Source organism: Pseudomonas sp. S3E17 (genome assembly GCF_024168685.1).
Lineage (GTDB): Bacteria > Pseudomonadota > Gammaproteobacteria > Pseudomonadales > Pseudomonadaceae > Aquipseudomonas > Aquipseudomonas marginalis.
This window is the reverse complement of record NZ_JALJWE010000001.1, coordinates 2,057,229-2,075,527: the sequence shown is the minus strand read 5'-3', so window position 1 is coordinate 2,075,527 and position 18,299 is coordinate 2,057,229. Positions and strand designations below refer to the sequence as shown.

Below are 18,299 nucleotides of genomic sequence, written 5' to 3'. Positions count from 1 at the left end.
TAGAATTATATGGTTCTTTCATAAAAGTCAGTAATTAATATAATCAAAATGGAATTTTTGTCGCTTTCGGCCTTTCTCTGGAGCGGGCTGACCCATTCAATAGGGATACTTCGCATGGCTGCTTTTGATCTCCTGACCCGTCGCCGCCTCCTGGGCCTGGCCGGCCTGACCCTGGCGAGCCTGTCGCTGCCGCGCCTGGGCTTTGCCGCCGACGCACATGCCGGCCACAACATCGCCCAGGAGCCTGCCGGCACCGGTGAGTTCATCCGCCTCGACGCGCCGCGCAAACTCAAGCTGGCGGTGAACCTCAACGCGGTGTGCCTGGCGCCGGTGGTGATCGCCCATGGGCAGGGTTTCTTTGGCAAGCACAACCTGGACGTGGAGTTGGTCAACTTCGGCAACTCCACCGAGGTCTTGCTGGAAGCCATCGCCACCGGCAAGGCCGACGCAGGCGTGGGCATGGCGCTGCGCTGGCTCAAGGCCCTGGAGCAGGGCTTCGACGTGAAGCTCACCGCCGGCACCCATGGCGGTTGCCTGCGGTTGCTCAGTGCCGCCAACGGCGGCGTGAGCAAGCTGGAAGACCTCAAGGGCAAGGCCATTGGCGTGACCGACATGGCCAGCCCGGACCGCAATTTCTTTTCGATCCTGCTGAAAAAACACGGCGTCGACCCGGTGCGCGATGTGGAGTGGCGCCTGTACCCGGCCGACCTGCTCGGCACGGCGCTGGAGCGTGGTGAAGTGCAGGCGGTGAGCGGCAGTGACCCGTTCATGTACCGCCTGATCAAGTCCGGCGTGGCGCGGGAGCTGTCCACCAACCTGGTGGAGGAATACGCCAACCTCAGTTGCTGCGTGGTCGGCGTCACCGGCAAATTGGTCCGCGAGGACAAGCGCGTGGTCGCGGCGCTGACCCAGGCGATCCTCGAAGCCCATGACTATTCCGTGCAGCACCCGGAGGAAGTCGCCAAAGGCTTCCAGGCCTACGCACTGAACACCTCCACCGAAGAAGTCCAGGCGATCCTCCACGACCACACCCACGGCCACCACGCGGTCGGGGCGGCGCTGACCCAGGAGATCACCACCTACGTCACCGACCTGAAAACCGTGGAAGTGATCAGCAAAGGCACCGACCCGATCGCGTTTGCCCAGGAGATCACCGCCGATGTCTTCAACTGACGCAAGCATCCTCAACCCGCCTGTGGCGCTCAAGCTCGGGTGGCAAGGCGCGGCGGTGGTGACGGCCTGGGTGGCCGTCGCGCTGCTGATCAGTTACTGGCCCAACGCGGTGCGCAACTGGCCGATGACCCAGGGCCTGGCCAACCTCTGTGTGGGCGTGGCGGCGTTGTTTATTGTGCTGAGCCTGCTGGGACACAGGCTGTCGACACTCGCGCTGCGCTTGCGCACGGCCGCGCCCTGGCTGATCGCCTTGCCGGTGCTGCTGGGCCTCTGGGAATTGCTCACCGCCAAGCTTGCGCTGTTGCCGGTGCCATTCTTCGCGCCGCCCCAAGCCTTGCTCGCGGTGTACATCGAAGACTACGCACGCCTGGCCGACAGCCTGCTGCATTCGGCGCTGCTGCTGGGCTCGGGGGTGGCGCTGGGCGCCGCTACCGGGTTTGTCGCCGGTGTTGCCATTGGCTGGTCCACGCGTATCGGCTACTGGCTGCACCCGGTGCTGCGCATCCTCGGCCCGGTGCCGTCGACGGCGTTGTTGCCGCTGTGTTTTTTCCTGTTTCCGAGCAGTTGGAGTGCGAGCGTGTTTTTGATCGCCCTGGCCACCTGGTTTCCGGTCACGGTGCTCACCTGGTCCGGCGTGGCCAGCGTCGATAAAGCCTATTACGACGTGGCGCGCACCCTCGGCGCCCGGCCGGGTTTTCTGATTTTCAAGGTGGCGATTCCCGCCGCGCTGCCCCACGTCTTCGTCGGCTTGTTCATGGGCCTGGGTGCCTCATTCTCAACCTTGGTGGTGGCGGAAATGATGGGGGTCAAATCCGGCATCGGCTGGTACCTGCAATGGGCCCAGGGCTGGGCCGCCTACGCGAACATGTACGCCGCACTGCTGATCATGGCGCTGGCCTGTTCGGGGTTGATCACCGGGTTGTTCCTGGTGCGTGATCGGTTGCTGGCCTGGCAGAAAGGAGCGATGAAATGGTAGCCCCGGCCCACGCGGTATCGGCTTCGGAAGGATTGGCGCTGCGCATAGAAAACCTCAGCCATGGTTTTGCGCTGGACGGCCGGCATTTGCCGGTGTTGGAGCGGGTGTCCCTGGACGTGGCGCCGGGAGAATTTGTGGCATTGCTCGGGCCTTCGGGTTGCGGCAAGTCCACCTTGCTGCGCCTGGTGGCGGGGCTGGAGCCGGCGGACTCCGGACGGCTGTTGGCCGATGGAGAACCCATCGCCGGCCCGGACCCAAGCCGCGTGGTGGTGTTCCAGGACCCGACCCTGTACCCGTGGCGTCGCGTGTGGGACAACGTCGCCCTCGGCCTCGAAGCCCAGGGCCTGCTCAAGACCCATTCGGCCAAGGTCGATGAGGCCCTGCACAAGGTCGGCCTTGGTCCGTTCGCCCGTGCCTATCCCCGGCAGTTGTCCGGCGGCATGGCCCAGCGGGTGGCGTTGGCCCGTGCCCTGGTCAACCAGCCGCGTTTGCTGATCCTCGACGAACCTTTGGGCAAACTCGATTCCCTGACCCGCATCACCATGCAAAAAGAGCTGATCGACCTGTGGCAGCGCCAGGGCTACACGGCGTTGCTGGTGACCCACGATGTGGAAGAAGCCTTGCTGCTGGCCAACCGGGTGATTGTGTTCAGCGACCGCCCGGCGAAGATCCAGGCACAGTTGAGCATCGATAGGCCGTATCCACGGCACCGGGACGATCCTTACCTGGTGGACCTGCGGCGGCAGATACTGGGCCTGCTGGGGTTGGGCGAAAACTGGTAGTCAGTGGGCGTCTTTCAGCGCAATGGCCTGGGTGGTCGCACTTGAGACACCGGCACGGTCCGCCAGGTAACGCGCGGGCGGCTGGCCCACCGCCTTGCGGAACATGGTGATGAAGCCGCTGGCGTTTTCATAACCCAGGTCCAGGGCCACCCGTTGCACACTTTCACCCTTGGCCAGCCGTTGCAGGGACAGGATCACATGCAACTGCCGGCGCCAGCGCCCGAAACTCAGGCCCAATTCCTCCAGCAACAGGCGCGTCATGCTGCGCTCGCTCATGCCGATGCGCACGGCCCACTGGCCGAGGGTGGCTTTATCGGTCGGGTCGGCCAGCAGGCTGTTGGCCAGGCGGCGCAAGCGTGCGTCCTGGGGCATGGGCAGGTGCAGGGCTTCGACCGGGGCGGCGGCCAGTTCATCCAGCAAGGTGTTGATCAAGCGGCCTTGGGCGCCGGCCTCGTCATAGAATTGCGGGAAGCTGACGGCCTTGCTGATCAGCTCGTGCAGCAACCCGGACACGGCCAGGGTGCAGCATTGCGGCGGCAGGGCGTGGGCGGCGTCGGGGTCGATCAGCAGGCAATACACCTCGGCCTCGCCAGACCCGCGCGCCGCATGGGGCGTACCGCCGGGAATCCACAGTGCACACTGGGGCGGCACGATCCAGATTCCCGCTTCGATTTCACAGTGGATGACCCCGCGCAGGGTGTACATCAACTGGCCCTTGCGGTGGGCGTGCTGGGCATGTTCCCAGGTGTCCGACGTGCTGGTGGCGCCCACGGCCACCACGGCGCGGGGGAACAGGTCGGCGTCCTTGGCCATCAACGGGTCGAGCAGATCAAGACGGTGGTGCTTCATGGCGGAGATCGCAGGTTGGCCGGATTGCGAAACAGTCTGGCTATTCTGTGCAATGCCGTCCAGGGGTTCGAGCTTTATATTGAGATCCACTCTCATTAAGGAGCTTTGCCATGCGACTCGACAGTACAACGTTCCCTGTGGTGAAAATCGTCTTCGATGCGCCTAGCGAGGATGGGCCGGAGGATGCTTTCCTGGCTTTTGAAGGGCTATTGGCGAGGGAGCAGGCCTTTATGTTGCTGCACGAAAAATCCGTGGATGAAAACAACCATGAGCACTCCCACGAAGAGCGTAAGCAGGCGTCGATCTGGATGAAGAAAAACAAACAGGCGCTGCGCATGTTCGTCAAAGGCATGATCCAAGTTGAGCCCAGCGCCGCCAAACGCCTGGCACTCAAGCCGTTCGCGGTGATGTTCAGTAAGGCCTGGGGCTACCCGTTGCTGGTGGTGGAATCCAAGGACCAGGCCTGGGCACTGGCGCGGGATGTGCTGGATGAGCGGGTGTCGGATGTGGCGCATTTTTGAAGGGTAGAGTGGAGCAAAAAATGTGCGAGCGGGTCTGGCCGCGGGCCCGCTCCCACATGGGTTTGGTGGTATGGCTCAGTCCACGCAGATCGCTCGGCCCAGCTTGCCTTTCTCCACCGTCGCCGAGCAGCCGAAGTGGCCGTTATCCACCTGGCACGCGCCGGTCACCGGACCGTTGCCGGACTGGGTGGTGACACTGGTCTGGCACTCGCCTTCACACTGGCTCGAATCGGTACATGCCTTGCCCGCATCCTTGTACGGCGTGATGCATTTCCAGCTCTGCAGCTTGCCGACTTGCTTCATGGTACCGCCGCCTGCCAGGCAGGTGGACGCCGCAGCGTCCTGGGCGGGTGGGGTCGTGGTACAGGCCGATACCAGCAGTAAAGCGGCCAGGCCAATCATCAATTTCATGCAAAGTCCTCGTGGAGTAAGCGCAACGGTGCAGTGTACGGGCATATGGACTACTTTGATTGACGAGCGATCCCTAACCGGTAATGACTCATGCGCACGTTATGGAAGCGGTATGTGGCCCTGCTGGAAAACGACCTGAGCACGCAAGTTTTCGACAACGTCAAAAACCTGCTGGTGTGCGCGCTGCTGTTTGCGGCGGGTACCAATACCCTCGTGGGGCAGCAGGACCTGTTTATCGGGGTGTTCGCCTCCAGCGTGGCGGGGTGGGGGCTGATCCTTCTGTCGACAGTGCTGATGCTGTTGAACGTCAGCGATGGCATTCGCCGGTTGGCCAAGCTGCGTTATCACCTGGCATTGCAACTGTTGCTGATCCTGGTTTATCTGGTGGTGGCCGAGCGGGTGGTAGAGATTGTGTGGGGCTTCCGCGCCCATTGAAGTATCCTCCGCACCCCGCTTTCCACCGATTCAAAGACAGATGACAGGACAAGACATGCAGGCGCTGCTGGAGTCGATCCTCGACGAAGTGCGCCCACTGATCGGCCTCGGCAAAGTCGCCGACTACATTCCCGCGCTGGCCGATGTGCCGGCTAACCAACTGGGCATCGCGGTGTACGGCAATGACGGCTCGGCCTACCGCGCCGGTGACGCCGATACGCTGTTCTCGGTGCAGAGCATTTCCAAGGTATTCAGCCTGGTGCAGGCCATCGACCACGGCGGTGAAACCATCTGGGAGCGCCTGGGCCACGAGCCTTCGGGGCAGCCGTTCAACTCGTTGGTGCAACTGGAATTCGAACGCGGCCGCCCGCGTAACCCCTTCATCAATGCCGGCGCGCTGGTGATCTGCGACATCAACCAATCACGCTTTGCCGTGCCGATCCTGTCGATGCGCGACTTCGTGCGGCGCCTGTCGGGCAACCCGCAGATCCTGGTCAACAGCGTGGTCGCCGACTCCGAAGCCCAGCACGGCGCACGCAACGCCGCCATGGCCTACCTGATGAAATCCTTCGGTAACTTCCACAACGATGTGGATGCGGTGCTGCACAGCTACTTCAACTACTGCGCCCTGCAGATGAGCTGCCTGGACCTGGCCAAGGCGTTCAGCTTCCTGGCCAACGAGGGCACCAGTGCCCACAGCGGCGAACAGATCCTGAGCGCGCGGCAGACCAAGCAAGTCAACTCGATCATGGCCACCAGCGGGCTGTATGACGAGGCGGGCAACTTTGCCTACCGCGTGGGCTTGCCGGGCAAGAGCGGTGTGGGCGGCGGCATTGTCGCGGTGGTGCCGGGGCAGTTTACGGTGTGCGTGTGGTCGCCGGAATTGAACGCGGCGGGCAACTCGCTGGCGGGGATCAAGGCGTTGGAGTTGTTGAGTGAGCGGATTGGGTGGTCGGTGTTTTGAGTGCGAAACCACTTGGAGGGTTGGACATCCCACAGCAGGACATGGGACACACATTGGGGTAAAGTCGAGCCAGCGTTCGACGCCTGAGGTGATCTATGCTCGTTGCCATTGATCAGTCCTTGTCCTGAGCCGGAGACCAACATGTCACGTAAAAAAGTTAAGCCCCCAATTACTGAGGCACAAATTCTTGCCCAGGAATCAAGTATTCCCTCCATTGCGGCCAAAGCATTCAGGGATGCCTACGAGGTTGCTCTTTCTAAAGGAGAATCCGTGCTTGTGGTGCGTGCTGGTCAATTGGTTAAAGTTTCCAATACGGAAACGTTAGTTATCCGCCCTGTGGAAACCTACGGCACACTCAAGGCTGGTACGCGCTTGAAAACCAGAAAGTCCTTGTTGGACCGTCGGTCTGCTCAGGCGCAGATTCAGGCTTGAGTACGACCCCTCGCGTCCGTATGTTCGCCGGGCCGAACGGGAGCGGAAAGAGCACATTCAACTCGAAGGTTCCGGCCCACTTGCTGGTCAATTACATCAATCCCGATGCGATTGAGCTAGGCATTCGTGAAACGGGTGTTTTTGACTTTGCTGTCTTCGGGCTATACCGCTCCGCCGAGTGCGTGATCGCGTTCTTGCGCAGTCATTCACTGCTTTCAAAATTTCCCGACTCCCTCGCCAAACTGGACGACTTGGCCATCAAGGGTGAGCGGATCATTTTTGCTTCGCGCAACATCGACTCTTATATCGCTCTGCTCTTGCCGATTTTATTCGGGTGTCTCTGATTGAAGACCGCGTAAGTTTTACATTCGAGACAGTCATGTCGGACGGCAGCAAAATTGAACTGCTAAGGCAGGCGAAAGCTGCCGGTTATAGGGTATACGTTTATTACGTTGCTACCGCGGATGCTGATATTAACGTTGCCCGGGTTGCCTACCGGGCCTCTATAGGTGGTCATGATGTACCACCGGACAAGATTCGATCTCGTTATAAGCGCTCTCTGGAAAACTTGTCTGAGGCGATACTTTTATCCAATCGAGCCTATATCTTTGATAATTCGCAAGACGGCGAGCCCAGTTTTGCGCAACTTGCCGAGATTACAGAAGGCGAGGATATCGATATTGTTGCGGACACCCAGCCTGCGTGGTTTCAGCAATACGTCATCGATAAGTTGACGTAGCCGCTTCACAAACAAGAAGCTCCGTCGACAAGTGGAGCCGCCAGCGTTCGCGGTCAAACGAAGAGGGTGGCAGCTGTACGCGGGTTGACCGACCGGTTGTCAACGAACCCGGCATACCCGAAAGTATCCCGCGCACAACTGCCGCGACACGATACCTCAGGCACAAAAAAAACGCCTGGGATAGGTGCAGGGCGTAGCAGTTCGTTAACAAGGCCGGACGGTCAAATCCGGTCGCTGAATTGGCAGCGACGGCACAGAGGTTAGTCAGCGAAGTTCCGAGCGACAACCTGAAACAGTCGTGGGATAAGTCCTAGGGAACTCATGCCCAGACGCTACATCCTGTGGCGAGGGAGCTTGCTCCCGCTGGGCCGCGAAGCGGCCCCAAAAATGGGACTGCTGCGCAGTCCAACGGGAGCGAGCTCCCTCGCCACAAACGCCTATTCAGCGCCCTTTTTTGCGCGTCTTCGACCCCGGCAAAATCATGCCCACCTCTTGCTGGTAGCGCCGATACCGCTCACCAAACAACACCACCAGGTCCTTTTCTTCAAAGCTGGCGCCAATGAAGAGGTAAACCGTCATCCCTGTCGCAAACAACAGGTGCCCGGCCGTCATGTGCGGTGTTGCCCAAAAGGCGATCAGGAAGCCGAGATACAGCGGGTGACGCACGATCCTGTAAAATAGCGGCGTCCTGAATACTGGCGCCTGTGGTGTGGTTTTGCGCCAACGGTCGATGGCCTGCTTGAGCCCGAACAGTTCGAAGTGGTCAATCAAAAAGGTTGCCAGTAAAGCGATGCACCAGCCCAGCCAGAACAAGCCAATCAACACGGCCTTGGCCCACGTCGTTTCAACCTTCCAGACGGTGAGCGGCATCGGTTGCCACAGCCAGAACATCAGCACCAGCACCAGGCTGCTGAGCAGCACATACGTGGAGCGTTCCACGGACGTCGGAATGACTGCCGCCAGCCACTGCTTGAAGCCTTTGCGCGCCATGGCCGTGTGCTGGACGCCGAACAGCAGGATCAGCGCGCAGTTGATCACCACGGCGGCTGGCCAAGCGAGGAGGGGCCCGTCGTTGATGTTCTTGGGCACCGCCACGCTGCCGACGAAGCCGATCAGATATAAGCATGTGAACAGGAACGCCAAATAGCAGCAGGTGCTGTACACCAGCCCGATGAGATGGGCGGTGCGAGTGTTGTCGAGTTGCATGAGCATGCCTTTCCCACAGGATGAATGGGCAGCAAACCCGCAGGTCAGCCATTTCATGGCTAAGCCTAGTGGGTTTTGCGTAATAACTATCGGCGCGTCGGTGGCGGCGGTGCGTTAGGTGGCACTGTTGCCGTGTTCACGTGCGTTAAGCAACTCGGTGCGCAATTTGGAATAATAGACAACCTACTGCTTAGTCATTCTGACTAAAGATTAAGCGTCTTGCGGCTTCCAGTGTCTGTGGGGGGACTCTTGAGCTGCCAGCGTCGACCAACTCTTTATTTAACTGCCAGTAGGTGCTTATGTCCGGGATGTTGTACTGCTCGACAATGTGGGCAATGGGTGTGCCGTTTTTAATGGCAGTGAATACCTGGTTAGCGATGCCGGTGCTGATGGTGGGTACATTAGTAGTGGACCTTCCGTGGGAACGCGGGTTTAGCCGTGGGAAATCGGGATCGCTTAGTCGATAATTGTCTTGAACCACCATCATCTTCGCCATAGCGAGTACGTCCCTGAAAATGGGGGTGTCCCTAGATTTCAAATTTCGTTGCATGAACGCGTCCTTGGGGATCATGCTAAGAAGCTTTTCACTGTTTGAAAGTTGGGCGAGTGCTTGGTAACCATCCCCTCTTAGAATGTCCGTGAGTACGTCGAAATAATGTTCGGCCGGAACGCCGAGGTTGTTTTGTCGTGCAGTATGAAAATTCAAACCTACTTGATGCAGTACGTCGTGAATGGTTATGTCGGTATCGCCTCTGAGGCGTGGCCCGGTACCTGTGACAAGTGCTGCTTCCGCTAGCATCTCATTGATATCGAGTATGGCCGTGTCGTCAAGGATGGAATAGGGCAGTCCGGGCGTCTTGGGAGCCCTGTGATAGGCTTCCATAAAAGCATTGGACAGGTTCAGGTAAGTGCTGTCCAAGACGTTGCTGTTCGGTGCATAGGCAGCTTCCGAGAGCTGACCCATTGCTTCTGCAATTTGCTCTCTGTACCGCAGGTTGAGCGAGGCAACATGGGTGCGAGCTTGATCAAATGTATTAATGATGGGGGGCGCGGTTTGAAGCAACCCTGCGGTATTGGCGATATTGCTGGTTTTGTAATTATTAGAGGATGATGGTGATACGAAAGGCATCCGTAGTTCTCGACTGGTGAAGGTGTTACTTAGTGGTGTCGAGCCAGATTCGGTTCCATGTTCCATTAGGTTTGAGTGGGCTTTGTTTGGCATGTGGCAGGTCAGGAAAGCGCTGCGTAATAATTAACGAAGGGGTGAGTTAGAAAAAGGCTTTCCTTGGTCTGTTAGGATAGTTTCGAGCATTTTGCTGCGCCAACTGCAATATCGCGGGCGGTGTATTCGAACATTACGGTACCTGGCGATGCAGGCAAGTACGAGTATCCCCCGATACTGTTTAGTCGAGCCGAGTGCGTATTGGAAATGAGTCGAGAGAGGACGTGTAAAGGTGCCCCCTTGAGGGCGCACCTTTTTAGCGATCACCTATCAGGCAATCGCATCCCAGGCCCGGTCACCGTTCTCGTCTTTGATGCGAGTCGGCAGGCCCATCACGTCCAGCGCCTTGAGGAACGGCTCAGCCGGCAGTTCCTCGACGTTGGCCATGTGTTTCACATCCCACTCGCCCCGGGCGACCAGCAGCGCGGCGGCTACCGGTGGAACGCCTGCGGTGTAGGAGATGCCCTGGCTGTCGGTCTCGACGAAGGCTTCTTCGTGATCCGCCACGTTGTAGATGAACATCTCACGCGGCTGGCCATCCTTGGTGCCTTTGACCAGGTCGCCGATGCAGGTCTTGCCGGTGTAGCCCGGGGCCAGGGAAGACGGGTCGGGCAGCACGGCCTTGACCACTTTCAACGGCACCACTTCCAGGCCTTCGGCGGTGGTGACCGGCTTCTCGGAGAGCAGGCCGAGGTTTTTCAGCACGGTGAACACGTTGATGTAGTGTTCGCCGAAGCTCATCCAGAAACGCACGTTGGGCACGTCGAGGTTTTTCGACAGCGAGTGCACTTCATCGTGGCCGGTGAGGTAGAGGTTCTGCGAACCCACGACCGGCAGGTCGTCGGTGCGTTTGACTTCGAACATGGTGTTGCTGGTCCACTGGCTGTTCTGCCAGCTCCACACCTGCCCGGTGAATTCGCGGAAGTTGATTTCCGGATCGAAATTGGTGGCGAAGTATTTGCCATGGGAGCCGGCATTGACGTCGAGGATGTCGATCGAGTCAATGCGGTCGAAATGCTGTTGCTGCGCCAGCGCGGCGTACGCGTTGACGACACCCGGGTCGAAGCCCACGCCAAGGATGGCGGTGATGTTCTTCTGTTTGCACTCTTCCAGGTGGTTCCATTCGTAGTTGCCGTACCACGGCGGGGTCTCGCAGACCTTGCCCGGCTCTTCGTGGATGGCGGTGTCGAGGTACGCTACGCCCGTGTCGATACAGGCACGCAGTACCGACATGTTGAGGAACGCGGAACCCACGTTGATGACGATCTGCGATTCGGTCTCGCGGATCAGGGCCTTGGTCGCTTCCACGTCCAGGGCGTTCAGCGCGAAGGCCTGGATGTCGGCGGGAACCTTGAGGCTACCCTTGGCCTTGACGCTGTCGATGATGGCCTGGCATTTGGAGATGTTGCGCGACGCGATAGCAATACGACCGAGTTCGTCGTTGTGCTGCGCGCACTTGTGGGCCACCACCTTGGCGACACCTCCTGCACCAATGATAAGAACGTTCTTTTTCAATTGCTTTATTTCTCCTATATCCGCCAGCTTACGAAAGGCTGGACAGGTAGTCGTCGTAACCAAATTCACGAACCACTTCGACTGTACCGTCGAGTTGTTTCACTACGATGGACGGCATTTTCAGGCCGTTGAACCAATTTTTCTTGACCATGGTGTAGCCCGCGGTGTCGATGAACGACAGCCGATCGCCGATGGCCAGCGGACGATCAAATTGATACTCGCCGAAGATGTCCCCGGCCAGGCAGGATTTGCCGCACACCATGTAGGTGTGTTCGCCCTCGCTCGGCGCCAGCTTGGCGTTGAGGCGATAAATCAGCAGGTCCAGCAGGTGGGCTTCGATGGAGCTGTCGACGACGGCGAGGTTTTTGCCGTTGTAGAGGGTGTCGAGCACGGTGACTTCCAGGGACGCGCTGTTGGTGATCGCCGCTTCGCCGGGTTCCAGGTAGACCTGCACGTCGTACTTCTGCGAGAACGCCTTGAGGCGCTGGCAGAAGGCGTCGATGGCATAGCCTTCACCGGTGAAATGGATGCCACCGCCGAGGCTGACCCAGTTGACCTTGTGCAGCAGCGCGCCGAAGCGTTCTTCGATGGTATTGAGCATCTGGTCGAACAGGTTGAAGTCGCCGTTCTCGCAGTTGTTGTGGAACATGAAGCCGGAGATCTGTTCGATCACGCCTTCGATCTTCACCGGGTCCCATTCGCCCAGGCGGCTGAACGGACGCGCCGGATCGGCCAGCAGGTAGTCGGAGCTGCTTACCTGCGGGTTGACGCGCAGGCCGCGGGTCTTGCCTTCGCTGCGTTCGGCAAAACGCTGCAGCTGACTGATGGAGTTGAAGATGATCTTGTCGCAGTTATCGAGCATCTCTTCGATTTCATCGTCGGCCCAGGCCACGCTGTAGGCGTGCGCCTCGCCTTCGAACTTCTGGCGGCCGAGCTTCAACTCGTACAGCGACGACGAGGTGGTGCCGTCCATGTATTCCTGCATCAGGTCGAACACCGACCAGGTGGCAAAGCACTTGAGCGCCAGCAGGGCCTTGGCGCCGGACTGCTCGCGCACGTAAGCAATCTTCTGCATGTTGACCAGAAGCTTCTGTTTATCGATGAGGTAGTACGGCGTTTTGATCATTTTTGAGAGCCTGCGGCGGTGCCTGCCAAAAAAGGACACGCATTGTGCCCGCACTTGGATCGAATCGAAAGGTTAGTGGGCGGATTTTGCTGCGCCAGCTTTACGATCCTAACCACTGAGTATGACTATCTATGCATTTACACCGCTCTAATGTGGGAGGGGGCTTGCTCCCGATAGCGGTGTGTCAGCCAGCCTATTCTTTATTGACCCTCTGCTATCGGGGGCGAGCCCCCTCCCACATTTGGCCCCAGGTACCTCTGCTGCACTGCCATCAAACCGTCATCTGCCCACCACCTTCCTGCCACATTCCGCCGTTACTGTCCTCGCCAATGAGATCGATCTCAAGCGAGTGACCATGACTGATTTGAAAGACGTCGCGCGATTGGCCGGCGTATCCCGCGCGACCGCCGCCCGCACTTTTGCCTCCCCCGACCAGGTGCGCCCGGCCACCCGTGAGCAGGTGTTCGCCGCCGCCCGTGAGTTGGGCTTTCGGCCCAACCTGCTTGGCCGCCAACTGCGCCTGCAAACCACCCAGTTGATCGGCGTGGTGGTGCCCAATCTGCTCAACCCGGTGTTCGCCGAACAGTTCCAGGCCATGGAGCGTGCCGCACGCTTGCGTGGCTACAGCCTGGTGCTGGCGACCACCGACTACAGCAGCGAGCGCGAGTGCATCGTAGTGGAAGAACTGCTGCGCCAGCGCGTCGATGGCCTGGTGCTGACGGTCACCGATGCCGAAAGCAACAGCGTGCTCAGCAGCCTGAATACCGAACGGACGCCGTTCGTGCTGGCCTATCACCAACCGAGCAACCCCAACTACAGCGCCGTGTCGGTGGACAACCGCGCCGGCATGGCCTTGGCCACGCGCTACCTGCTGGAGGCCGGCCATCGACGCATCAGCATGGTCGCCGGCCCCGCCTTGCAGTCCGACCGCGCACGCCTGCGCTATGCCGGTTACTGCGACGCGATGAAGGCATACGGTCTCAAAAGCCGCGCGGTGATCGAAATGCCCGCCCATACCCAGGCCGAATTTGCTGCCATCCAGCCGTACCTCAACGGCCCCGACGCCCCCAGCGCGCTGGTGTGCTCCAACGATTTCCTCGCGATCAGCCTGATCGCCGAGCTGCGCCGCAATGCCTGGAATGTGCCCGGGCAACTGTCGGTGATGGGCTTCGACGGCATCGCCCTCGGCACCCAGATGCACCCGACCCTGTGCAGCGTGGTGCAGCCCATCGCGCTGCTGGCCAGCACGGTGATTGACCAACTGCTGGCGCAGATCGCCGGCAACGATCCCATTTCCCATTGCCTGCCTTGCCATATCCGGCCGGGCGAAAGTACCCAACCCTTTGAGGAGTCCCTTGATGCGCGCATTCAGTAAAACCCTGGCCGCCGTGCTGCTCTGCGGCGTGGCCAGCCTGGCCCAGGCCGCCGACACCGCGATTTGCTACAACTGCCCGCCGGACTGGGCCGACTGGGGCACCCAGCTCAAGGCCATCGCCGCCAGCACCGGTGTGCAGGTGCCGCTGGACAACAAGAACTCCGGCCAGTCCCTGGCGCAACTTGTGGCCGAAAAGGCCGCGCCCGTCGCCGACGTGGTCTACTACGGCGTGACCTTCGGCTTGCAGGCGCAAAAGGCCGGCGTGGTCGAGGGTTACAAGCCCAAGGGCTGGGAACAGATCCCCGCCGGGTTGAAAGACCCCGCCGGCCAGTGGTTTGCGATCCACTCCGGCACCCTGGGCATCATGGTCAACGTCGATGCATTGGGTGGCCTGCCGGTGCCGCAAAGCTGGGCCGACCTGCTCAAGCCGCAATACAAAGGCATGGTCGGCTACCTGGACCCGTCCAGCGCCTTCGTCGGTTACGTATCTGCCGTGGCGATCAACCGCGCAATGGGCGGCGACCTGGACAACTTCGCCCCGGCCATCGATTACTTCCAGAAGCTGGCGAAAAACGCCCCCATCGTGCCCAAGCAGACCGCCTATGCGCGGGTACTGTCCGGGGAGTTGCCGATCCTGGTGGACTACGACTTCAACGCCTACCGCGCCCGCTACAAAGACAACGCCAACGTCGCCTTCGTGATCCCCAAGGAAGGCAGCATCAGCGTGCCCTATGTGATGAGCCTGGTGGCCAACGCGCCGCACCGCGCCAATGGCGAGAAGGTGCTGGACTTCGTACTCTCGGACCAAGGCCAGGCACTCTGGGCCAAAGCGTACTTGCGCCCGGTACGCCCGGTGACCATGCCGGCCGACGTCGCCGCGCAGTTCCTGCCCGACAGCGATTACGCCCGCGCCGGTGTGGTGGACTATCAGAAAATGGCCGCTGTGCAGGAAGCCTTCGCCGCCCGTTACCTGAACGAGGTCAAGTAAGTGGCCGCATCGGCAAAACAGGCGGCCTGGGCGCTGGCCCCGGCCTTTGCAGTGCTGTTCGCGTTCTGGCTGCTGCCGCTGGCGCACTTGATGGTGCTCGGCGCCGACAGCCGCGACAGCCACGGCAGCGGCTATTGGCAGGTGCTCAGTAGCGCGCAGTACCTGGGTAGCCTGGCGCAGACCTGCGTGCTGGCCATCGTCGTGACGTTCACCGCGTTGTTGATCGGTGGCATCAGTGGTGTGTTCCTCGCGCGCCAGCAGTTTTTCGGGCGCTCGGCGCTGGTGGCCTTGCTCACGTTTCCCCTGGCGTTTCCGGGCGTGGTGGTGGGCTTCCTGGTGATTCTGTTGGCCGGGCGCCAGGGGCTGCTGGCCTCCCTGGGCCTGCAATTGGCCGGTGAGCGCTGGATCTTTGCCTACTCGCTGGCCGGGCTGTTTGTCGGCTACCTGTACTTCTCGATTCCCCGGGTGATCCTCACGGTGATGGCCGCGTGCGAAAGCCTCGACCGCAGCCTGGAAGAAGCCGCGCATTCGCTGGGAGCAGGGCACTGGCGGGTGGTGTGCGACGTGATCGTGCCGGGCCTGGCGCCGGCGTTGGCGTCCTGCGCCGCGATCTGCTTCGCCACGTCCATGGGCGCCTTCGGCACCGCGTTCACCTTGGGCACGCGCCTGAATGTAACGCCGGTGGCGATCTACAATGTGTTTACCAACTACGCCAATTTTGCCGTCGCCGCCGCGTTGTCGGTGGTGCTCGGCGCGGTGACCTGGGCGGTGCTGTTGCTCACGCGACGCCTGGTGAAAAATGCGGGGACAGTCTTGTGAAACGCTCATCGCTGTTTGTGATGCAACTGCTGTTCACCTTGCTGGTGTGTGCCTTCATGTTGGTGCCGGTGTTGATGTCATTGCTGGCCGGGTTGACGCGCAATTTTTTCGTCGGCCTGTCCAGTGGCCTGACCTTCGACTGGCTGATCCAGGTCTGGCAGGCCTATTCGCCCACCGTATGGCTGTCGCTGCAATTGGCCCTGGCGTGCGCGGTGTGTGTCTGCGTGATCGGCGTGCCGGCGGCCTATGCGCTGGTGCGCATGAACAACCGCTTCAGCCGTGCCTTCGAAGAGCTGATGGTGCTGCCGGTGGCGATGCCGGGGCTGGCCAGTGCGCTGGCGTTGCTGCTCACCTATGGCCAGTTCGGCACGTTTCGCAGCAGTTGGCTGTTCATCCTGGTCGGCCATGTGTTGTTCACCTTGCCGTTCCTGGTACGTCCGGTGATGGCGGTGATGCAACGCCAGCAACTGCCGGTGCTGGAAGAGGCGGCGGCCAGTTTGGGCGCGGGGCCGATCAAGCGCTTTTTCAGCGTGGTGGTGCCCAACTGCCGGGCGGGGATTCTGGCGGGCGTGCTGATGGTGGTGACCTTGTCGTTGGGCGAATTCAACCTGACCTGGATGCTCCACACGCCGATGACCAAGACATTGCCCGTGGGCCTGGCCGACAGCTACGCCTCGGCGCGCCTGGAAATCGCCAGTGCCTACACCCTTATCTTTTTGCTGATGATCGTGCCGCTGCTGATTGCGTTGCAGGCCATCAGCGCTCGTTTGTCCCGTGGAGAGCGTCGATGACCGCTATCACTATTCGCCTGCAAGGCTGTCGCAAGGCGTTCGCCGACGGCACCGTGGCCGTGCATGACCTGAACCTGAGCGTCGAAGGCGGTGAAACCCTGGCGATCCTCGGCCCGTCCGGCTGCGGCAAGACCACCACCTTGCGCCTGATTGCCGGCCTGGAACGCCCGGATGTGGGCCAGGTTTTTTTCGGCAGCGACGACGTCACCCGCCTGCCCATCGAGCGCCGCGACGTGGGCATGGTGTTCCAGAACTACGCGCTGTTTCCCAACCTCGATGTGGCCGGCAATATCGTCTACGGCTTGAAGATTCGCGGCATGTCGGTGGTGGAGCGCAATAAGCGCTGCGACGAATTGCTGGAGCTGGTGGGCCTGCAACAGCATGGCCAGCGCAGCATCCACGAATTGTCCGGTGGCCAGCGTCAACGGGTGGCCCTGGCCCGTGCCCTGGCGCCGCGCCCCAAAGTGCTGTTGCTGGACGAACCGCTGGCAGCCCTGGACGCGCAATTGCGCGAGCGCCTGCGCAGCGAGCTGAATGAACTGCTGTGCGGCCTCGGTATCACCTCGGTATTTGTCACCCACGACCAGGGCGAAGCCATGGCCCTGGGCGATCGTATCCTGGTGATGGAGCACGGCCGCGTCGCGCAATTGGCCAGCCCACGGGAGATCTACCAAAAGCCGGCGAATGCCTTCGTCGCCGGTTTTGTCGGCAACCTCAATGCCTTTGCCGTCACCTCGCGAACAGCCCACGGCCTGGAAGTCTGCGGCGGCGAGTTGCCGTGGCAGGCCGCCGACGTGCCCAGCACGGTGTACTGCCGCCCCGAACACCTGCGGGTGATGGAGAGCGAAGGGCACTTGCACGGCCATCTAGTGGCGCAGTTTTTCCAGGGCGCCCAAAGCCGCCTGTTGGTGGACGTGGGCGGCCCGCAACCGCTGCTGGTGGACAGCAGCGACAACCACCTGTACGCCGTCGGCGCGCCGATTGCCCTGGCGATTGCGCCGCACATGTTGTTCACCCTGAATGCGTGAGAGTTTGCTTGTGAATCGTCCGTTTCTTGTTGCGCAAATCAGCGACCTGCACCTTAAAGCCGGCCAGCGCCTGACGTATGGGGTGGTGGATACCCTGGGCGCGCTGCGCCGTGCCGTCGACCATTTGAACGCCAGCCACCCACGGCCCGATATCGTGGTGGTCAGCGGTGACCTGGTGGACTTCGGCCGCGCCGATGAATACGCCGTGCTGCACCCCGAACTCGCGCGCCTGCACATGCCGTGCTACCTGGTGCCCGGCAACCACGACACACGCGGTCCGTTGCTCGAGGCATTCCGTGATCACGCCTACTTGCCTTTGTCGGCAGAGGGGCCGTTGGACTGGGTGGTGGACGAGCATCCGCTGCGTTTGATCGGCCTGGACTCGACTATCCCGGGTGGGCACGGCGGCCAGCTGCTGGACAGTCAATTGCACTGGTTGGACGCGCAACTGGCACGACGCCCGGACGCGCCGACGTTGCTGATCCTGCACCATCCGCCGTTCATCAGCGGCATCGGCCATATGGACCGTGAACCCTTTATCAATGCCGCCGCATTGGAAAAAGTCGTGTCTCGCCACCCGCAAGTGGAACGCCTGCTGTGCGGGCACCTGCACCGACCGATGCAACGACGCTTTGGCGGCAGCCTGAGTTGTGTGTGCCCCGGTACTTCCCATCAGATTGTGCTGGACCTGCAGGACGCCGCGCCCGCGCATTTCAACCTGGAACCGGCGGGGTATCTGTTGCATCGCTGGGATGCGCAACAGGGCCTGATCAGCCACAACGGCGTGTTCGGGGATTACCCGGGTCCGTATCCGTTTTATGACGCTCATGGATTGATTGACTGAGGTTTTACGGAGGTTTCACTTCACTCAACTCGCTAACAACTAAGCAACTGAATAACCGTTAACGCCCCGGCCAACGTCACGTTTGGCCGACGGCATCCTGCTG

General features: G+C 60.7%; 21 protein-coding genes. 15 read left to right on the top strand and 6 right to left on the bottom strand.

Features of this window, described 5'->3' with window-relative positions; translation table 11 throughout:
• Nucleotides 1-114: 114 nt before the first annotated feature.
• From J3D60_RS08900 to J3D60_RS08890, 3 genes are read left to right on the top strand one after another with little or no spacing between them, the layout of a single operon-like run.
• Nucleotides 115-1,173 carry an ABC transporter substrate-binding protein gene (locus J3D60_RS08900; RefSeq protein WP_253490991.1) on the top strand — a complete coding sequence of 353 codons (1,059 nt, stop codon included), beginning with the start codon at nucleotides 115-117 and terminating at the stop codon, nucleotides 1,171-1,173.
• Nucleotides 1,160-2,149 carry an ABC transporter permease gene (locus J3D60_RS08895; RefSeq protein ID WP_253490989.1) on the top strand — a complete coding sequence of 330 codons (990 nt, stop codon included), beginning with the start codon at nucleotides 1,160-1,162 and terminating at the stop codon, nucleotides 2,147-2,149. Before J3D60_RS08900 ends, J3D60_RS08895 begins: the two co-directional genes overlap by 14 nt.
• Nucleotides 2,143-2,931 carry an ABC transporter ATP-binding protein gene (locus tag J3D60_RS08890; RefSeq protein ID WP_065941835.1) on the top strand — a complete coding sequence of 263 codons (789 nt, stop codon included), beginning with the start codon at nucleotides 2,143-2,145 and terminating at the stop codon, nucleotides 2,929-2,931. The genes J3D60_RS08895 and J3D60_RS08890 overlap by 7 nt, the downstream gene beginning before the upstream one ends.
• Here the strand turns inward: J3D60_RS08890 and J3D60_RS08885 are convergent, their stop codons facing one another.
• The gene (locus J3D60_RS08885) at nucleotides 2,932-3,780 is read right to left on the bottom strand and encodes a helix-turn-helix domain-containing protein (RefSeq protein ID WP_115488616.1); all 849 of its coding nucleotides are present in this window, start codon (nucleotides 3,778-3,780) and stop codon (nucleotides 2,932-2,934) included.
• Between the two features lie 110 nt (nucleotides 3,781-3,890).
• Here J3D60_RS08885 and J3D60_RS08880 point away from each other — a divergent pair, with 110 nt between their 5' ends.
• Nucleotides 3,891-4,301 carry a hypothetical protein gene (locus J3D60_RS08880; protein ID WP_098479205.1) on the top strand — a complete coding sequence of 137 codons (411 nt, stop codon included), beginning with the start codon at nucleotides 3,891-3,893 and terminating at the stop codon, nucleotides 4,299-4,301.
• 75 nt (nucleotides 4,302-4,376) lie between these two features.
• On the opposite strand, the gene J3D60_RS08875 is transcribed toward J3D60_RS08880, so the two are convergent.
• Complete coding sequence (locus J3D60_RS08875; RefSeq protein ID WP_032889532.1) at nucleotides 4,377-4,712, bottom strand: hypothetical protein; 336 nt, start codon at nucleotides 4,710-4,712, stop codon at nucleotides 4,377-4,379.
• 90 nt (nucleotides 4,713-4,802) lie between these two features.
• Between J3D60_RS08875 and J3D60_RS08870 the strand changes: the two genes are divergently transcribed.
• From J3D60_RS08870 to J3D60_RS08850, 5 genes are all read left to right on the top strand, one after another.
• Nucleotides 4,803-5,147, top strand: coding sequence for a hypothetical protein (locus J3D60_RS08870; RefSeq protein WP_065948097.1), 345 nt, complete (start codon nucleotides 4,803-4,805; stop codon nucleotides 5,145-5,147).
• 55 nt (nucleotides 5,148-5,202) lie between these two features.
• Nucleotides 5,203-6,111 (top strand): glutaminase B, encoded by a 909-nt coding sequence (glsB, locus tag J3D60_RS08865; protein ID WP_090402994.1) that lies wholly within the window; start codon nucleotides 5,203-5,205, stop codon nucleotides 6,109-6,111.
• A gap of 141 nt (nucleotides 6,112-6,252) precedes the next feature.
• Nucleotides 6,253-6,543, top strand: a complete 291-nt coding sequence (locus tag J3D60_RS08860; protein ID WP_065941838.1) for a hypothetical protein — start codon at nucleotides 6,253-6,255, stop codon at nucleotides 6,541-6,543.
• Nucleotides 6,544-6,623: 80 nt separating this feature from the next.
• Nucleotides 6,624-6,887, top strand: a complete 264-nt coding sequence (locus tag J3D60_RS08855) for a hypothetical protein (protein WP_253490986.1) — start codon at nucleotides 6,624-6,626, stop codon at nucleotides 6,885-6,887.
• 35 nt (nucleotides 6,888-6,922) lie between these two features.
• Nucleotides 6,923-7,282, top strand: a complete 360-nt coding sequence (locus J3D60_RS08850; RefSeq protein ID WP_253490984.1) for a hypothetical protein — start codon at nucleotides 6,923-6,925, stop codon at nucleotides 7,280-7,282.
• Between the two features lie 441 nt (nucleotides 7,283-7,723).
• Here the strand turns inward: J3D60_RS08850 and mddA are convergent, their stop codons facing one another.
• The 4 genes from mddA to J3D60_RS08830 all read right to left on the bottom strand — a co-directional run bounded on the left by mddA (nucleotide 7,724) and on the right by J3D60_RS08830 (nucleotide 12,351).
• Nucleotides 7,724-8,494, bottom strand: a complete 771-nt coding sequence (gene mddA / locus J3D60_RS08845) for a methanethiol S-methyltransferase (RefSeq protein ID WP_253493981.1) — start codon at nucleotides 8,492-8,494, stop codon at nucleotides 7,724-7,726.
• A gap of 184 nt (nucleotides 8,495-8,678) precedes the next feature.
• Nucleotides 8,679-9,617 carry a hypothetical protein gene (locus tag J3D60_RS08840; protein ID WP_253490982.1) on the bottom strand — a complete coding sequence of 313 codons (939 nt, stop codon included), beginning with the start codon at nucleotides 9,615-9,617 and terminating at the stop codon, nucleotides 8,679-8,681.
• Nucleotides 9,618-9,980: 363 nt separating this feature from the next.
• Nucleotides 9,981-11,225 carry a saccharopine dehydrogenase family protein gene (locus J3D60_RS08835; protein WP_253490980.1) on the bottom strand — a complete coding sequence of 415 codons (1,245 nt, stop codon included), beginning with the start codon at nucleotides 11,223-11,225 and terminating at the stop codon, nucleotides 9,981-9,983.
• Nucleotides 11,226-11,253: 28 nt separating this feature from the next.
• Nucleotides 11,254-12,351 (bottom strand): carboxynorspermidine decarboxylase, encoded by a 1,098-nt coding sequence (locus tag J3D60_RS08830; RefSeq protein ID WP_027607243.1) that lies wholly within the window; start codon nucleotides 12,349-12,351, stop codon nucleotides 11,254-11,256.
• Nucleotides 12,352-12,706: 355 nt separating this feature from the next.
• Between J3D60_RS08830 and J3D60_RS08825 the strand changes: the two genes are divergently transcribed.
• From J3D60_RS08825 to J3D60_RS08800, 6 genes are read left to right on the top strand one after another with little or no spacing between them, the layout of a single operon-like run.
• On the top strand, nucleotides 12,707-13,726 hold the full coding sequence (locus J3D60_RS08825; protein ID WP_027607242.1) for a LacI family DNA-binding transcriptional regulator: 1,020 nt from the start codon (nucleotides 12,707-12,709) through the stop codon (nucleotides 13,724-13,726).
• Nucleotides 13,710-14,714, top strand: a complete 1,005-nt coding sequence (locus J3D60_RS08820; protein ID WP_065941842.1) for an ABC transporter substrate-binding protein — start codon at nucleotides 13,710-13,712, stop codon at nucleotides 14,712-14,714. Before J3D60_RS08825 ends, J3D60_RS08820 begins: the two co-directional genes overlap by 17 nt.
• Nucleotides 14,715-15,533, top strand: coding sequence for an iron ABC transporter permease (locus J3D60_RS08815; protein ID WP_065941843.1), 819 nt, complete (start codon nucleotides 14,715-14,717; stop codon nucleotides 15,531-15,533).
• Nucleotides 15,530-16,324 (top strand): ABC transporter permease, encoded by a 795-nt coding sequence (locus J3D60_RS08810; protein WP_065924597.1) that lies wholly within the window; start codon nucleotides 15,530-15,532, stop codon nucleotides 16,322-16,324. Before J3D60_RS08815 ends, J3D60_RS08810 begins: the two co-directional genes overlap by 4 nt.
• On the top strand, nucleotides 16,321-17,352 hold the full coding sequence (locus tag J3D60_RS08805; protein ID WP_253490978.1) for an ABC transporter ATP-binding protein: 1,032 nt from the start codon (nucleotides 16,321-16,323) through the stop codon (nucleotides 17,350-17,352). The genes J3D60_RS08810 and J3D60_RS08805 overlap by 4 nt, the downstream gene beginning before the upstream one ends.
• A gap of 10 nt (nucleotides 17,353-17,362) precedes the next feature.
• Nucleotides 17,363-18,196, top strand: a complete 834-nt coding sequence (locus J3D60_RS08800; protein WP_253490976.1) for a phosphodiesterase — start codon at nucleotides 17,363-17,365, stop codon at nucleotides 18,194-18,196.
• Nucleotides 18,197-18,299: the final 103 nt, after the last annotated feature.

Excerpts from the sequence above, each read along its gene's own strand:
- J3D60_RS08895 (WP_253490989.1), top strand. The coding sequence starts at position 1,160 with ATGTCTTCAACTGACGCAAGCATCCTCAACCCGCCTGTGGCGCTCAAG.
- J3D60_RS08870 (WP_065948097.1), top strand. The coding sequence starts at position 4,803 with ATGCGCACGTTATGGAAGCGGTATGTGGCCCTGCTGGAAAACGACCTG.
- J3D60_RS08860 (WP_065941838.1), top strand. The coding sequence starts at position 6,253 with ATGTCACGTAAAAAAGTTAAGCCCCCAATTACTGAGGCACAAATTCTT.
- J3D60_RS08840 (WP_253490982.1), bottom strand. The coding sequence starts at position 9,617 with ATGCCTTTCGTATCACCATCATCCTCTAATAATTACAAAACCAGCAAT.
- J3D60_RS08885 (WP_115488616.1), bottom strand. The coding sequence starts at position 3,780 with ATGAAGCACCACCGTCTTGATCTGCTCGACCCGTTGATGGCCAAGGAC.
- J3D60_RS08875 (WP_032889532.1), bottom strand. The coding sequence starts at position 4,712 with ATGAAATTGATGATTGGCCTGGCCGCTTTACTGCTGGTATCGGCCTGT.
- J3D60_RS08825 (WP_027607242.1), top strand. The coding sequence starts at position 12,707 with ATGACTGATTTGAAAGACGTCGCGCGATTGGCCGGCGTATCCCGCGCG.
- mddA (WP_253493981.1), bottom strand. The coding sequence starts at position 8,494 with ATGCTCATGCAACTCGACAACACTCGCACCGCCCATCTCATCGGGCTG.
- J3D60_RS08890 (WP_065941835.1), top strand. The coding sequence starts at position 2,143 with ATGGTAGCCCCGGCCCACGCGGTATCGGCTTCGGAAGGATTGGCGCTG.
- J3D60_RS08820 (WP_065941842.1), top strand. The coding sequence starts at position 13,710 with ATGCGCGCATTCAGTAAAACCCTGGCCGCCGTGCTGCTCTGCGGCGTG.
- J3D60_RS08830 (WP_027607243.1), bottom strand. The coding sequence starts at position 12,351 with ATGATCAAAACGCCGTACTACCTCATCGATAAACAGAAGCTTCTGGTC.
- J3D60_RS08880 (WP_098479205.1), top strand. The coding sequence starts at position 3,891 with ATGCGACTCGACAGTACAACGTTCCCTGTGGTGAAAATCGTCTTCGAT.
- J3D60_RS08900 (WP_253490991.1), top strand. The coding sequence starts at position 115 with ATGGCTGCTTTTGATCTCCTGACCCGTCGCCGCCTCCTGGGCCTGGCC.
- glsB (WP_090402994.1), top strand. The coding sequence starts at position 5,203 with ATGCAGGCGCTGCTGGAGTCGATCCTCGACGAAGTGCGCCCACTGATC.
- J3D60_RS08805 (WP_253490978.1), top strand. The coding sequence starts at position 16,321 with ATGACCGCTATCACTATTCGCCTGCAAGGCTGTCGCAAGGCGTTCGCC.
- J3D60_RS08850 (WP_253490984.1), top strand. The coding sequence starts at position 6,923 with ATGTCGGACGGCAGCAAAATTGAACTGCTAAGGCAGGCGAAAGCTGCC.